The organism is Pseudomonas sp. (assembly GCF_036404235.1).
GTDB lineage: Bacteria > Pseudomonadota > Gammaproteobacteria > Pseudomonadales > Pseudomonadaceae > Aquipseudomonas.
On record NZ_DASWOT010000056.1, the window covers coordinates 12,031 to 27,793 of the forward strand.

General features: G+C 61.2%; 9 protein-coding genes and 1 pseudogene. 2 read left to right on the forward strand and 8 right to left on the reverse strand.

The genetic code is table 11. The features are described from left to right. Positions 1-167: 167 nt before the first annotated feature. Genes VGC62_RS06800 through VGC62_RS06825 form a run of 6 tightly spaced genes read right to left on the reverse strand, consistent with a single transcriptional unit; the run spans position 168 to position 12,537 of the window. Positions 168-1,703, reverse strand: a complete 1,536-nt coding sequence (locus VGC62_RS06800) for a hypothetical protein (RefSeq protein WP_331186305.1) — start codon at positions 1,701-1,703, stop codon at positions 168-170. Beyond that, complete coding sequence (locus VGC62_RS06805; protein WP_331186306.1) at positions 1,684-3,141, reverse strand: ABC transporter substrate-binding protein; 1,458 nt, start codon at positions 3,139-3,141, stop codon at positions 1,684-1,686. The genes VGC62_RS06800 and VGC62_RS06805 overlap by 20 nt, the downstream gene beginning before the upstream one ends. After that, positions 3,138-3,707 (reverse strand): SCO family protein, encoded by a 570-nt coding sequence (locus tag VGC62_RS06810; protein ID WP_331186307.1) that lies wholly within the window; start codon positions 3,705-3,707, stop codon positions 3,138-3,140. The genes VGC62_RS06805 and VGC62_RS06810 overlap by 4 nt, the downstream gene beginning before the upstream one ends. Continuing rightward, positions 3,704-5,578, reverse strand: coding sequence for a YncE family protein (locus VGC62_RS06815; protein WP_331186308.1), 1,875 nt, complete (start codon positions 5,576-5,578; stop codon positions 3,704-3,706). Before VGC62_RS06815 ends, VGC62_RS06810 begins: the two co-directional genes overlap by 4 nt. Next, positions 5,575-6,171, reverse strand: a complete 597-nt coding sequence (locus VGC62_RS06820; protein ID WP_331186309.1) for a hypothetical protein — start codon at positions 6,169-6,171, stop codon at positions 5,575-5,577. Before VGC62_RS06820 ends, VGC62_RS06815 begins: the two co-directional genes overlap by 4 nt. A 15-nt stretch (positions 6,172-6,186) precedes the next feature. Beyond that, a complete protein-coding gene (locus tag VGC62_RS06825; protein ID WP_331186310.1) occupies positions 6,187-12,537 on the reverse strand; it encodes a hypothetical protein in 6,351 nt (2,116 codons plus the stop codon). A 245-nt stretch (positions 12,538-12,782) separates the two neighbouring features. Between VGC62_RS06825 and VGC62_RS06830 the strand changes: the two are divergent. Further along, positions 12,783-12,908, forward strand: a pseudogene (locus tag VGC62_RS06830) ((Fe-S)-binding protein); the annotation flags it as partial. 358 nt (positions 12,909-13,266) lie between these two features. Continuing rightward, a complete protein-coding gene (locus tag VGC62_RS06835; RefSeq protein ID WP_331186311.1) occupies positions 13,267-13,932 on the forward strand; it encodes a hypothetical protein in 666 nt (221 codons plus the stop codon). Between the two features lie 65 nt (positions 13,933-13,997). Here VGC62_RS06835 and VGC62_RS06840 read toward each other — a convergent pair whose 3' ends face one another. Both VGC62_RS06840 and VGC62_RS06845 read right to left on the reverse strand, forming a co-directional pair. Then, complete coding sequence (locus VGC62_RS06840) at positions 13,998-14,291, reverse strand: hypothetical protein (RefSeq protein ID WP_331186312.1); 294 nt, start codon at positions 14,289-14,291, stop codon at positions 13,998-14,000. 145 nt (positions 14,292-14,436) lie between these two features. Beyond that, positions 14,437-15,756: a hypothetical protein gene (locus VGC62_RS06845; protein ID WP_331186313.1), complete on the reverse strand. Its 1,320-nt coding sequence runs from the start codon at positions 15,754-15,756 to the stop codon at positions 14,437-14,439. Positions 15,757-15,763 lie beyond the last annotated feature (7 nt).

The window sequence follows — 15,763 nt, forward strand, 5'->3', positions numbered from 1 at the left end:
CAGGTCGAGAATGTGAGAGCGACGGCACACGTGTGTTCATAGCAGCATTGATCACGCCGCATCGTAGTCTGGGATCGGTGGTTTTTCTACGCCGCGCGTTGTGACGGCGCTGAGCGCGCGCGGCTTTGGAGTCACTCATAGGGCATCCAGAGCGATGGCGAGTCTGCTCAAGGACACGCACGTGTTCCGTCTGCCATCGGTTGCGCCTGAGCATGGCCCGATGCGGGGAAAGGGTTGAGTGCGCCGATCTGCACGGTGTTGTCGTTGCGCCCCAGGGTTGCGAGTGTTCCTCCACCATTCTTGAGGAAGCAGAAGCTTTCAAACGGCACGCCAACGGGTAAACGCGGGGCACCAAAACGGGTGTTTTCCGGGGCGATGTAGCCGGAGACGGGCAGGGTGTATTGGCCGGAGTCCAGATTGCCGTTGGCGACTTTCTGTGAGGTATGGCCTTCGATGCGAATGCGTGCGTCGCGCGTCACTGGCAAGAAGTTGGCCTTGGCCGGCAGCGTGATGCGGATGCGCCCGATCTGTGCCGCGGGTTGCGGGGTCAAGGTGGTCAATCTGCGTTCGGTTTCGCCGCTGCCGTTTTGATCGATCACGAACACATCGACCCGTCGCGCCGGATCAGTGGTGAAACCGACGATACGAAAACGTGAGGTCTCTTCCTGATCAACGTTGGGGAATGGCTCACCGAGCGTGCCCACCAACGCTTCTTCGACAAACACGTAGGCCGGATCTTTACCGGGCGAGGTGTAAATGCCGGTCAGTGACTGCACGGTGTGTGCCGCGACGACCACGGTGCCGGGGCTGTCGACGATGGGCATGCCGCTGTAGACCACGTAATCGCCCTCGATCAGCGGAGCTGGTTTTTCCGGTTTGCAGCCGGGCAGCGCCGGAGCGGTCGGCTCGGCAGCAATGCTGCCGCAGGTGAAACGCCCAAGCTGTGTTGGGTCGGCACCCCGCAGGCGGTTGCCCAGTGGGCATTCGGGATCGTCGGCGGGCGGTGCGACGCGGGGAATGCACATCGGGAATCCGGTGCTCGCCAGCACTGGCGCGTTGCCGGGGTCGGAGGTGAAACGGTCGTCGATCAAATCACCGGCAGGTTTTTCACTGTTTTTCTTGCCATAGACCCCGGTCGCGTCGTTGATGATCACGCGGGCGGTAGCGGTCCCGCCCGGCGGACCGATCAACAGTTCGGCCTTGGCATAGTCGATGGCGCGAATGAAGCCCGCGCCTTCACCTTCCGCGTTAAATCCCTGGGGCATTACGTTGACCACGCCAGCGATGTAGGCGCCAGCGACGATATTGCCCAGCGCCTGGACCATCACCGGAGCGGCGGGCGGCGGGCTGTCGTTCAGCGCCAGGCCGCTGTTGGCCTGAGGCGCTGCAAGGCTGGGGCTGACGCCGGGATGTTTACCGCGAAACAGGTCGCTGGCGGTCAGGTATTGCCCGGGCAGGGTGATCAGCAGGTTTTTCGGCAGCACCACGTTGATGCCGTTGACGTTCAGGCTACCGGCGGACAGCGGGTCGTTGGCATCGCTAACAGTCAGGTCGCGCAGATAACCTGCAAGCGAAAACGAAGGGTTAGGGTCTTCGCCATGCGCCTTGCCTGCCGGGTATAAAGCGAGAATCAGCAGGCACGCTAACGCCATGTAGCTGCGCCGGGTTGTGGAAACCGCGTGATTAATTGTCCGTGGATACATGATCGCCTCCTGTCCACAGGCCGACGTCGAACCCGTGGCGTTGCCGCCGATTGAAGTTGAGCACCAGACCGGGACCGGGCTGGTAGTGCTGCAGCGTGTTAAGGGCATCGCTGAAGCGTTGGGGATTGAGTTGTCGCCCGCTGCGCGAGAGGGTCTCGATGAAGGTCTGCGCCGCCGCATCCGCCAGCACTGTCCACAAATGCTCATTGGCGGACAATCCATCGGCTGGCGGTACCGGTGAGGGCATCGGCAGCGCCACCCATTCATGGACCTTACCGCTGGCGAGCGAAGGCGTGCCCTCTGGCAAGGCGCCGGTAATCGCCGCGAGGCTACCCAGGCAACTGGGCGTCGAACGACTATTCAACTGTCGACGCACTTCGGCCAGTTGCGCGGCATCAAGCAAGGCAATCACCCGAGACGCGTTGAACGCCAGATTCAGCTGCGCACCGAGCGCTTCAGTTCTGCTGACCGGTTGCGGCGTCAGTTGGTCATCGTCGGCCAGTAGCTGTTCTGCCAGCGGATCGCCTGCGCGATACAGCAGCAGGGTCGAGCTATCAGCCTGAGGACATTGTTTGCTGAGTTCGGCGGCCAGATGGCGAACCTGAGTGACCAGTCCGGGCAACAAATAGGTGATCTGTGCATCGGTTGAATCGGTTTGCGGAACACCCAGCGTGGCGACCATCGGGATCTGCCGGTCATGTAGCAGCGTTTGCAATGCGCTATCGGGTGTTGGCAACAAGCTGCCGACCAGGGCGAAGACGGTAGGGTTGTCCTGTTCAATGAAGTGGCGCGCAGCCAGGGACGCGTCCGCCGCCGAACCTGCGCCATCGATGACCTCCAGCTTGATCTGTCTGCCAAATAGCCCGCCTTGTGCATTGAGTGTTGCAAACCGCGTTTGCAGGCTCTGGCGTATTAACGCGCCAATACCGGCTTGCGGACCGCTCAGCGGCAGGACGCTGGCGACGGTCACCTGATCAGGCGTGACCCCGGCAATCAGGTCAGCCTCGGTGCCAAGCACCTGTAGATAGGCGATCAGCGCGTCGCGTTCGTCATCGGTAAGGGTGAAGTGGGGCATGGGCGCTTGCAGCGGTTTGCCGTCGCGGCCCTGGCCCTCGCTGATGGCGGCAACCACGTTGGCGGCGTTTGCATAACCCGGTCCGCGCACATTGCCCACCATCAATTTGCGCCACTGCACCGACGGCACCTGAATCCCGGCTTCGAGCGTGCCCGCACCCTCGCGACCATGGCACTGCGCGCAAGACATGGAGGCGATGGTCACGGTATTGAGCTGAGGGCCTTGAGCAAGCTCGATCTCGCCACGGTACAAGGCGCGGCCGTGCAGCCTTTGTTCGTTAACCACCGCATCGTCCTGCGCCCACAGTTCACCAGCGTTGGCGACGCACACCAGCAGCATAAGCAACAACGCCGTGCGGCTCATGCGCTCAACTCCTGCAACAGCTCGACGATGATCTGCGGCGAGTTCAGCGATGAGGTTCTGGTCCAACGGTTGCGGCGGGTATCGCCCAGCCACAGCAGCGGCGGATGCTCGGCAAGCCGGGTTGAGCTGACATCGAATGCGCGCAGCACCTGGTCCACGTCGTCGGCATCGCCGGTGAGCAGAATCCAGTTGTGCGCAGGCAATTGAAAGCGCTCGGCATAAGCGCGCAGTTGCGAAGGGCCGTCGCCGTAAGGATCGACCGTGATCGAGATAATCCGCAGGTCGCGCAACCGAGGGTCGGCCTGCGACCGCTGATACGCAGCACGCAACAGCGCCGTTTGCGGCGGGCATACGGTGGCGCAACCGGTGAACATAAAGCTGATGGCAACTGTTTGCCGGTCGAGCAAATCGGCCAGTGAGCGTGGCTGATTGTGTTGATCGACCAGCGACACGGGCGGCAAGACAGGCGACGGCAACCAGTGCGCCGCCTGGCTCAAACGCGGCGCTGCCAGCAGGGGCAGGCACAGGCCGGTCAATAGCGCGCTCATCAGCTCGCGGCGGGTCATGGTCGGTTTTCCGCAGTGGCCAGCGGCCTGTCGCGTGCCAGATCAAGCGGCCATTGCAGCGTGCCCAGGCGACCGTGGTCGAAGCCGGTGCCCAACGCTGGCGCCCGTACCAGCAGCTCGAAACGGCCAGGGCGCAAACCGCGCAGCGTGGCGCTGTAGCGGCCCTCGCCCAGGTACGTCGCCTGGCTGCGGGTTTGTCCGGTGCCTTGGCGTTGCACCGCCAGCAGCGTGACGTCATTGGCGATGCGGTCGGCACCGCCGAGCTTGAATTGGATCAGCGCGACCTGCCCATTTTCGGCGCTGACCGAGAGCAACGTCGGGACCGGGGCAACCTCATGCGGCGCGGTGACCGGCGCGCCTTCCAGGCTCAGCACAAAACAGGCGGTGATCGAAGGTTGCAGGTTACGCACCACCACGTCGTAGCGGCCAGTACGTTCAATGCGGGTCGCGGCTTCGAAACGCCCTGGCTGGCGTTCGCTGAGGCTGCTGTCGAGCACCATCAACCCCCGAGCCTGGCGTCGGTAGTTACTGAAGCTGCCAACCGGCACCATCATGCCCTCGACATAGCGATAGAGCATGCCGTCGGCTGGGTTGGCCACCAACATGCCATTGCCTTCCGGGGCGCGGGCCATGGGGCTTGCGACATTCAGGCTTTGCGGCACCTGCGCGGCGGTACCACGGCCCATCGGAATGCTGACGTCCACCAGCTTGCCCTGACGCGCTTGCGCCAGATTGATCAGGCGCATGTCGGCTGAGCCCTGGCTGCGCACGTAAGCAAAGTCGTGGGAGAAACTCAGGTGGTCGGGATGGCCGGGTATGTCGAGTTCACTGACCAGGCGCGCGGTCGCCAGATCAATCAGGCTCAGGCGATCAGTCTGGCCGTTGAGCACCAGGGCGTAGCGGCCATCGTCGAACAAACCCAGGGTTTCCACGCCTGCCTGCAAGTCAACGCGGGCGCTGATGTCGCCGGATACCGGATCGATCAAACTCAATGTCCCGGCATTGATCGAGAGCACTGCCAGCCGTTGTGCGGCGCCGCTCCAGGCGATAGCGACCGGCGTTTGCGGGGTTTTTACGGTACGCACTGCCAGGCTTTGGCGGTCGATCAACGACACACTGTTGTCGCGGCTGTTGGTCACGCCGATCCACGACAGGTCATCGTCGCTGGTCAAGGTGTGCAGGCCGTCGCCCGCTGCCACCGTGCTGACGATATGCCCGTCATGGCTGTCCAGCGCCAATACCCTGGACTCACCGTCGAGCCCGACCCACACGCGGCTGCCATCCGGGTCAGCCACCAGACGTGTGGGTTGGCTGCCGTCACCGGTGGCGACAGTGCCCAGTAAACGCCGAGATGAGCTGTCGATCACCGCCACCGCACCGGCCTCGCGCAGGGTCACGAACAGCCGTTGCGTCTGTGGCAGCGCAAGCCAGTCATAACCGGTACCGGGCAACTGGACGATGGATTCGAGTTTGCTGTTTTGCAGACCGACATGCGGATTGATGAACGCCACCGTGTCGTCCTGATTCAGGGTCACCAGCCGGTAGCCGTTAAGATCGACATCCGCGCGGGCCCCGAGCGAACCGGCTTGCAGGGTTCGCGCCTTGACCTCGCAGCTCAACTCTTCGGACACCTGTTCGGAGCGCCGAGCCAGCATCCACGCCGCAGGGCGGGCGCCTTCGACAGGGCGACCGCTTTTCGCGTCGCTCAAGGTGATACGGGTCAGGCCATTGCCATCGTGCAACGCTTGGTAACTGAGTTCGATGGCGATGCCGCCTTGTTCGCTGCTGCGCACCATAGCGTCGTCCCCAGCCGCCAGATACGGCGCCACGCCCAGCAGCATCGCAACCCACAACCGGCCAGCGCGGTTCATAACTGAAAATACAGCTGACCGATGGCCATGCGTCTGAAGCGCCCGGTGTTGTTGACATCGATCACGTCGAACCGGGCTTCGGTGATGAAGTTGGTGTTGTTGGTGGTCGCCGCGCCAAGCGCTGGCGCACTGCCGCGCTGTTGGCTCAACTGCGTAATGGGCGCTACCACCCGCACCCATGCGCCGCCGTCGATGCGCACTTCCAGCTCGGCGATATAGGCGTCGTCCAGGTCCCCGTTGGCTGAAATGCAGGCACCCACCTTGCGCACCGGCTGCGAAAACTTCAGGTGGATCGGCGCCAGCAATTGGTCCTCGCCGCGCAACGAGCCGAGTAACAACGGCTCGTCGTCGTCGAAGTTATAGCCAAACAGGCCGTTGCGGCATTGCGAAAAAACCTGTGTCGGGCCGTTGCGTACGATGGTGATGCGGCAGTCATCGTGGACGAAAGCGCGGTAGCGGCCACTGACCGACACCTCTTGGGTCAGCGGCGTGACGCCGTTGTTGAAGCCCGGCAGGAATGACTGCCAGGAAACCGCCTGGCACCCGGCCTTCATCGCGTTGCGATCCAGAATGGCTTGCAAGTAACTGGGCATGTTCTGAGCTCCTGTTTACGGACGCGGGTCGCCAGGTGCATCTGCCGCGCTCGTGCGTTCATCCGTTAGGTTTTCAGTCACCCGCAACAGGCCCCAAATACCGCCGTCGAAGAGAAAGCTGGGTTGACTGCGCCACAGATAATCCATCGGCAGGCGTTGGCGGCCCCCGGCTTGCATCAGCAGATTGGCACTCATCTTTGGACCGATGGTGTTGTACGCGCCCTGATCGATCCAACTGCGTTCCACCGCATCGGCGAAGGTCGCCTGCATCATCGGCACGCCTGCGTTATTGGCCTGTACCGCCTGGGCCGAGTGGTAGGGCATCGGGTTCCACTCATGGCCATGCACGGCAAAGGCTTGCTGGCGCGTATGGCCGCCAGGCTGCACGACGCGCAGGCGCACTTCGCTACCGACTGAGGCGACAAACAGCGGTGTTTCCGGGTCGCAAACATGCCGCCCAGCTTGCGGTAGCAAATCGATACCGGCCTGACAACGAATGTCCTTGGCGGCGACGGCGACGCCTTGTGTCTGTACCTGCTGGTCGGCATCAGTGGGGCTGACGGCTGCGAACGTATCGGTGTTGCGTTCGGCTTTGGAGCTGAGCACGCCGGCGTAATCCAGATGGCTGCGGTCCTCGAACGGCACCGAAGGGTCGCCGCCACGCCGGGCCCAGATCGGCTCACTGCGGTAATTGGCGGCCTTGACGCCATAGTCGTCGGGCTCTTCGGCGCCCTTGAGGTTTTCCACTGCCTGGCCGCGGACCTTGGCGTCCACCGCGTCTTGCAGCACCAATACCAGGTCGCGATAACGCCGGGCTGTGCGTTGGCCTTCGGCGATGGCCTGACCGTTTTTGTCCAGCGTCGGCGTGAAGCAAACCGTTGCGCTGGTGTCGCTGCGGCTATCCTCAAGGCGTTCTTGCGGGTTGTCCGACGCGCAGACTTTGCTGCCTTGCGGCCCGATCACCAGCGCACCGACCGCGCCGTGGCCAGGTTGCTTGATGACGTCGGCGAAACTGCTCAGTGGCAGCACGCCAAACTCTACCGGCGTCGGCACCTGGTGGCCGTCCTTGTCCAGCCGATAATCACCGGCATACCAGACCGAAAAGGCTTTCGAGGTGCAGTGGCTGTCATCCGTGGCATCGACGGCGCAAGGGGGGATCAGGTTGCCTTGGGGGCGATCCTGGGTTGGGTCATTCTTGAACGCATCCCAGCGCCCGTTGGTGCCGAAGTTGGCGCCGTCGGCATCGCGGCTGTAACGCGCAACCATCGGCGCCGACAGGCCGATACTCGACGACATGCGCAACTGGTTGTAGTTGAAACCGTCGAGGATCATCGACATGAAGTTGTCGCTGAAATGCGCGGTGGTGCGCTGACCGTCGACCACTGGGCCATCCGGCAATACCGGCGGCAGGTGGTTACGCACCGTGACCATCATGCAGGCGCCCGCTGGCGCGCGCAGCACCATGGGCTCGATCAGGCGCTTGCCGCTTTGCACCTGTTCGCGCAGTTGACCCAGGATGAAGCGGTTGAGCGTACCGTTTTCATCGGCGGCCTGGGCGGCGTCGGCGATAGCGGGGTTGTCGGCGGCGACGAAGTCATAAAAGCCCTTGGGCTCCTCTTCGCCGGGTAAACGGTTGTTGCGCACGTAGACGATGGCGTTGGGGTCGTTGAGCTGGGCGCGCTGGTTATAGGGAATGCCCGTGCGCCCCACGCCGCATTCACCGTTCAGATCGCAAGCGCGCACAGCACTGACGTCGAAAAACACGTGTGGGCTGCCTGCCGGACACACGCGCACGGCGGTTGCGTCATCTTTTGGCCGGGGCGGCATCGGCAATGGATCGCCAGGCAAACCATTGAGCCGGGCCACACCCGTCTGCATCATCGGTTTGCTGATTGGCGTTTGGCCGTTGCGTGCAGGGCTGTCTTTGAGCCCGTAACTGCGCACCAGGCCCCACATGCCATCCCACAGTTGATCGATTGAGCTGCCGGAATACAGGCTGTCCAACACTGGGGCTGAAACGGGATTGACCTTGATGTTGAATTCAAAGTGCTCGGAGATGCCGATGGGCTGCGCGCTGACCCAGCCGGAATGGAGGTTGTCCGGTTCGCGCAGCCATTTGTAGTCACTCATGGCGAACACATGCTGGGCTTCCTGCGAACCTTGAATCAGCCGCAAATACAGCGGATCGCCCTCGTAAGCGGCAATCACCGGCGTTGCCGGATCACCGAGCTGACGCCACGGTTCTTGTCGCTGCAAGCGGCAGTGACCGGGCAACTGGTCGGCGGGGTAGAGCGCGCAAGTGAAATCCTTGCGCCACTGCTCGACATCCAGCAGGGTTTTGTCGAGTTTTGCGCCCATGCCGGCTGCGCTGAGGATCTGCCGGGTACGTGGCGAGACCCACGCGCCATAGGCTTGCGTCGCCAGCTTGCGGTCGGAGGCGGCGTTAACCGCGCTGTTGAAGACATTGGCCATGTCGCCGGAACAGTCCAGCGCCCCTGGAACGCAAGGTTTTTGCTGATAGTCGAAACCGCCCAACTGCGCGTTTGGCGTGTGCTCGGTGACGCGTAACGGCACGGGTTCGTTGCGGTAGTTGATCAATTGCGTGCCTGGATCTTCCGAAGAAATCCCCAGCGGTTGCGGCAGATTAAGCGCGACCTGACGCTGGCCGAAACGAATCTGTGAGGTGTCGCGCAACTCCGGATTGATCGGCTCAAGGGCAGTGTTGTAGAGGATCGAGAAATCGGCGAAGGCCAGGGCGTATTCGCGCCGGGTATCGGGCGCCCGCAGGTTGTCCGGGCAGTTCAGTTTGGCGTCGGTGCGTGCCGGGTCGAGCGGGTTTGAATCCTTGCGCGAGCCGCTTTGCTCGGTGGTCGGTGGGGTGCCCCACAGGCATATCGGCGAAATGATATTGGCGCGGGTGGCGGTGGGTCCGCCGTCATCGCGCAGCTTCAAGGGTTCACGCAGTTCGTTGGCCGCCACCGCTCGCTGCGCGGGTGTGCCGCTGCGGGCAGCGCAGCGTTTGTCGAGTTCGATCGTCCATTGCGACAGGTTGGCGCCGCCGATGACATTCTTGCGCTCATTGGCCCGCACGCCGCCGTCAGGGCTGCACAACTTGCCCCAGTCCAGATTTTTCGCATCCAGGCGCAACCACACCGAGTTGCTCGGTTCGACGATCAGTGCCGCGTAAAGCCCGTGCTGCTGGTGGGAGCTGGGGCCGAAGTGGTCGTGGGTGAACACCGTGCGCAAGGTGTAATCGCGGCCGTTGACCGGGTCCAGTTGCGGGTCGGCGTACCAGCGCTGCACGGTGCGTTGAGCGCCGCAAAACGGGTATTGCTCGTTCAGGGTCTTGAGTGACAGGGCGCTGGCATTGGCCGGGCAGGTGCCTTTTTTCTGTAGCGCCAGGCAGCGCGTATCGCCTGTCGCGCAGGGCGACAGAAACAACGGATGGGTACGCAACGCCAGCGGCGCTACGCCACGGCTGGCGGCGGTCAGGTTAAGCGCATGTACCCGCTCGCGCACTTCTTCGGGCGAGAAGGTGCCGTCTTCGTAATTCCAGCCATTGCCGGAGCCATCGGAGGAGGTGACGTCGAATTTCACCAGATGAATATGCTGGCCGATGGTGTCGGTCGGCGTGTAGATCTGGAAGTCATCCAGTGCCAGCGCACTGGGCACAAAGTTGCTGTGGCGAAAGTTGATGCAGTCCCCGGAATTGGCGCGGAAAAACAGCGGTTCGGGCAGCCGGGCGCGGGTGTTGGGGTCGATCACGTCTTTGATGTCTTGTTCCAGCGAGAGGATCCGCGCTTGTGGGTCGAACCAGCCGTGGCGATTGACTGTCAGCTCGGTCTGAATCACCCCGACCTTGTAGTCACGAATCGGCGCGTTGATCGGGCAAGGGTCCGCATAGGGCGCGCCTGACACGGCCTCGCGACCATTGACCCAGAACACGTCCGGGCCGGAGGGCGCAGGTTGCGCATCGACGGTGCTGGCGCGGGTCGATTTATAGCCTTTGTGTTCCTGTTGCCACAGCGGGTTGCGCGCGTCAGTGGTGTCGGTTACTGGTTCGAACCCCGGCGTGTTCAGGGTGCCGGCGTGAAACGCCATGGCCTCGCGTTCGGCCGGCTCGCCGTCTTCATCGAGCACCCGAACCCCGGCGATGGATTTCCATTCTTCAGCCAGCGCATACAGCGCATTCGGGTTCTGCGTGAAGACCCGGCGAGCGTTGAGTTGCGCACTGGTGGAGCCTTTGGCGAGTGCGGCTTCGAGAACGTCCTGATTGGCCAGGGCGCGCTCGGTCAGGTTGCCCTTGTTTTCCCAGCCAGTGAGCACATGACGGGGCAGCCCGCCATTGACCGGCTGGCCGTTGACGATGTCCATGTCTTTGGGCGGCTGCGGTGGGCGATGGCCTTTTTCGCCGGGAATATAGAACGGGTATCCCGCGAACTGCTCGGTGGGCATGGGCGCAAGTACCGCGCCGGGGATCGGCACCAGCGCCGGGTTTTCCGTGCCGCTGGCGACTTCGGCATCTGGCAGCCTGCGCCCGTCGGAGCCGTCCTCGAAGGCGTCATGGGTGCGCCATAACTCCCACATGCCTTGGGCAAAATGCGGATAGAGATGGCAGTGGAAAATAGAATCGCCGGGCGTCAAGTTGCGGTTGCCCGAGCCACCGAACTCGATTTCGTAGCTGAAGGTGGCGCCGGGAGAAATGGTCTGTGAGTCCAGATAAGTCGAGCCGGCCGCGCTGACATCTTGCACCCACTGGTGAGCGTGCAGATGGAAGACGTGGGTTTCCTTCGGCCCCGCGTGGATGTTGCGAAAACGCACCGCGTCGTTGAGGTAGGAGTGATGAACATTCGACGGGTCGTCGGGGTACATCGCACCGACCGGTTTTGCACCGTCATCGCCCCAGCGCAACACCAGCGCCGGGTCGCCATTGGCCCAGGAGCTGAGAAAGAACTCTTCGGCGCGGCATTCCGGGCAATCCTTGGCCGGGCCGGTGCGGCGATTACGCGCCACCACCATCGCACCCATGCTGCCGACGCCGTAGTTGATGCCCATGTTGTCGCGAATCGAGAACAGCGGGTTGGTCTCGTCTTCCAGCTCGGGAAACGCCTGAACCGCTTTGACTTCGTCGTGCATGATCACCGTGAATTCACGATACGCGTGGCCGCAGCTGTTGCCGAACACGTACGTTTGGCAACGCTGATTAGGGCCGCTGGTATCGCCGTGATCGGGGGTGGCGTCGGTCAGCACGACCACTGCGTTGAGGTCTGAATGGACGATTTCATCGCCATCGAGCATCGCCAGGATCGGCGTATTTTTTTGCGGACCGTCAGCGTAACGGGCGTTGTCGTAATCCAGATTGCTGAAGGGGTGCGCGCCTGCCGCGACCGGTTTGCTCGCGGCCTCCAGGTCACGGTGGGTCACTTGCGAGCGATACCACTTGGCGCCTTTGGGCTGCACGTTGACGGCCGCGAACAACCCCGCTCCGATTTGTCCACCGTCGCCTTCGCCGCCAACACTGGCACCGGTCGAATAGGCAAAATAGGTGCCTTCGCGGACCGCTTGCAGACGATAGACAGCACTTTGGCCGGGGTAGATCTGACCGCCCTGATGTTCGAGTTTTTCGCGCAGTGCAGCGTCGGTGGCCGGATTGATCGATGCCCGGTTCAGCCCGACGTTATCGCCTTCGGTGCCACACAACCAGGCGTGCTCGGCAGTCGACAGCGGGCAATCGGCAGCGTTGACCGCCACGGTGTTCAGGCCGTTTACATGAAACGCTGCGGCGCGGGTGTAAGGCATGTCGTTGCTGACCGATTCAGCCGTTACCAGATTGCGCCCATTGTTGCCCGCCAGCGGATACACGGTGCCGTAGGCGTCTTCCATATGTGCGGGTACTTTGCCCGCGTATTGTTCGGGCAGGTGGCTGCGTTCTTCAGGCGCTGTTGGCATCAGCAGGTTGTGAAAGCGCACCTCCAGACAATCCCCTTCATTGGCACGCAACACCAACGGGCGTGGGCGTTTGTCTGCGCGAAGCTTCACATGGCCTGGGGCCTGGGCGATGTTTTCATCGGTTAGAGGGGAGTCATCGGCAATCGATGCGTGCCCGGAAAACACCACGTCGCGACGCAGCGCATAGAGCATCCCGGTGGGGTTGAACGCGCCAAAGCGGTTCAGGACATAAGCTTGCTCCAGCGCCACGACGTCGGCATGAATCATCCGTTGGCATTGGTCGGACAAGGCGCTGGTCGTGGCGGGACCCGGCGCGGCCTCTTGGACGATAGCTGCCTGAACGCCCGTTGCAGCAGGCCATCCGATGGCGACACTCGATAACCCGCAAACCACGAATACCCAATGTCCAAATCTCATGTGAGGGCACACGGATTTCTCCTTTCTCGACGCGCGCGTGGAGCGCATCGAGAGCTAACCGGATTACCGCGCCCCCCAGAGCGGCTTTAAATGAGCCAAGGCCCACTTTCAAACAGGGCGATTAGCCCGAAAAGACATGCTGTCGAAAATGTAGACCAAGGCCTACAACTTCGTGCAACCGTTCGTACCATTAAATTATTTTCGTGCCAGCGGCGCTGCGATTGACGCGGGGCAATGATTTCAGTTTTGGCGCCAATACCTTGAAGACCTTCAAGCAGCGTTCCGATGGCGACCCGATACTGGGCGGCGACGACATTTATTTCATCGACATGGGGGCTGTCTGGCAGGGGCGGCCTAACACGTCGGGAGCGGCGATTATCAAAAAACACAGGCAGAAAAAAGCCCGCTGGGGCGGGCTTAAAGAAGATCAAGATCAAAGGAGTGAGCCTAAAATGCGCCGCTTGGCGTGAATATTTTGTGAAAGAGAGATTGAAAATGATTCGTCTTTGACCCTTCCGATGGACGGTACATAGGCACCAGCCTACGACTGGACAGCAGTGACTCCCTCCCAGCACAGCCCGTGCAAAAAAAAACGAAAAGCCAATTGCTGAGTATTCCATTCACGGAAATGTGAAAAAGATGTGATAATTTCGTGAAAAAATCATAACCGTTTATTGCGCCGTTGAGCTGGATGCTCGCGTCCCATGTTGCAAAACTGGAGGACCGTTTGTGAGTTCCGATCTTGAAGTACTTAAACGTTCGTCTGTGAGCGTGCTGTTGAAACTGGCGCTAACCGGCGTTGGGTTGGCAATGATATGGCTAGACATCGCCGTGTTTAATACGCAAATGTTGGAAATCTCTTTTACCGAGATTACCCAGGAAATAATGTTGTTTTTGTGTGCCGTTTTGTTCTGGTGGTGTTCAAGGGTGGCGGGGCAAAAGGGCTTCAGCGTCCTGGCGGGAGGATTCTTCGCCTGTTTGCTCATGCGTGAACTGGACGGTCTGTTTGACCCGATCAGCCACAGTGCCTGGTGTTGGCCGTTCACGGTGATCGCCATCGTCTCGTTGTTCGTCGGCTTTAGACCAAAAAATCGTGATGAAACCCTCGCCGCGCTCGCCAGGTTTGCGCGCACGCCGGCTTTTGGGTCGATCACCACCGGCCTTGGCGTGCTGGTGTTTTCCAGAGTGTTTGGCATGGGCAATCTCTGGCACCTGATTTTGAATGAGGGTTATGCGCGCCTCGCGAAAACGACGGTCGAGGAGGGCGTCGAACTGCTGACCTATGCCATGTGGCTTGCCGCAAGCATTGACCACTTCTGGAGCCTTCGTCCGGTGACCCACGCGGTGAAAAAACAAACCGGTAGCCACTCTTTTGCGCCGAATCGGGTGAGATGAAGGCCTTTCGATAGGGCCCTGATCCGATCAAGGCCCTGGCTCTTCGAATCAAACCGCCGGTGTGCCTACCAGGGCATCCAGGCTGGGCAGTGGCGTATGTCACAAAACAGTACTTCGAAATCGGGATGCTTGAGCCACAGCCGCAGGGCAGCACGGTTTTTCAAACGTAGCTTGCTGTCTTCAACGGCACGAAACGCTTTTGGCGGGCCGATGCGATGCCCGGCATAACCATCGCTGTGCCAGCGCGCCAAACATTTAACAACTTCAATGGACCGCGAATCAATTTCGGTGGCCTCAAACCTCCACAGCACAAACGGATAATCGTAACGGCAGCCTCGGCGGCGGACAGTGCGAGCCATGTCTTCATCTCCTGATGTTTATCTGGATGACATGGCTACCTCCTGCGCTGTGGTCGAGTTGTTCACGTGCAACGCTCTGGTCGTGGAGAAATCCGGCCGAAGCGTTACGTCTCGGCCGCGTTGAGCATTGTTTTACCGCAAGCCGTCAGCCGACCGAATCCTCATCGATGGCGCGCTGAATAATGGGGGTTATGTCGATAGGCTTGCCCGAACCCGTTGGCAGCAAGTCCTGATTGAATAGCCAGTGCTCGCGGTCGTGGGTGAGTTTGAAAATGCCGAGGTCTTCGAGTATCGCCGCAAGTTGGCTGGTATCCGGAGGATTGCCACGCTTGGACATGGCCAGATAGTAGGCAGTACCGATGCCATAGGCACTGTCGCCATTGGGGACGTGTTCGGCGCTGTTTGCCAGCGGAAACGGTGCCGAGCCAAATTGTTGCTGAAGATTGGCGAGTGTTTGGTTGATCACCTCAACCGGGAAGCGCTTGCCTTTCTCCGTAACGAACCCACCGGCTGTCATGCGGTAACGAAACGGCACGCGTTTCGCTGCGGTGGCGCACTCAATCCAGTCCGGCTCCTGTTCGCCAGCATCGCTTGTCGGTACGGCGCCTTCTGTGGTTTCGCCCAGGTCATAGCCGAGCATGAACAGTGCGGCTTCCATCTGGCGCAGCCCGGTGGCCGGCGTGAAGCCGCAGGTTTTGGCATTCGCCGATTCCAGTACCGCACTCAAAAGCCAGCTTGCGCGCAAGTTCCATACTGCGTGCTGCGGACCTGACGTGAGTCGTGGAAATCGCAATGTTTGCGTACCGGGATTGCGACGTTTAGGTGCCAGCGCACCGGCTTCCTTCGCCGCAGCCCAAGGGAACGCCAGCTCTGGCGGCAGGGTCGCGAGGCCGTTTTCGTTGCAATACTTGACCACGGCCCAGCCTAGCGCCGCAGCGACCCGGCTGTCATAGATGACAAAGTTGCGGCAGATGAGCGAGTAGACCTTGGTCATGCCGGCGTTAAAACGCAGGGCTGGGTCCAGCAATATCGCCGACTCGGGATTGCCATGGTCGATGGCGTCACGTGTTGCTGCAAGCATGGCGGCCAAACCTGTGCGGTGAGTATTCAGCCAGTTGACGTTGTGTGCTTGCACACCCCCCCAAACCATTACGTCTATCGCGGCCTGGCACGCGGCTTCGTCGTTCAAGGGCATCTTAAGGGCGCGCTCAAGCTCGGCTTTCAGCGCCGTAAGCGCCGTTTCGTTGCTATCGAAATCCGCCCCCTTTTCCACGTGCAAGCGACCTATTGCCGGGTGAGGCCATTTGTATTGGCGGTAGGCGTCGTAAAGGCTTTCGCAATTCCAGGAGGTGCGACTCATACGGTTAAGGTAGCCATGCTTGAAAACCGAGGTATTCAAGTTGGCACTGAACCATTCAATGAAGCGCTGCACGTTCGGGTTGGACAAGTAAGCGATACGGTTCAATTCAATC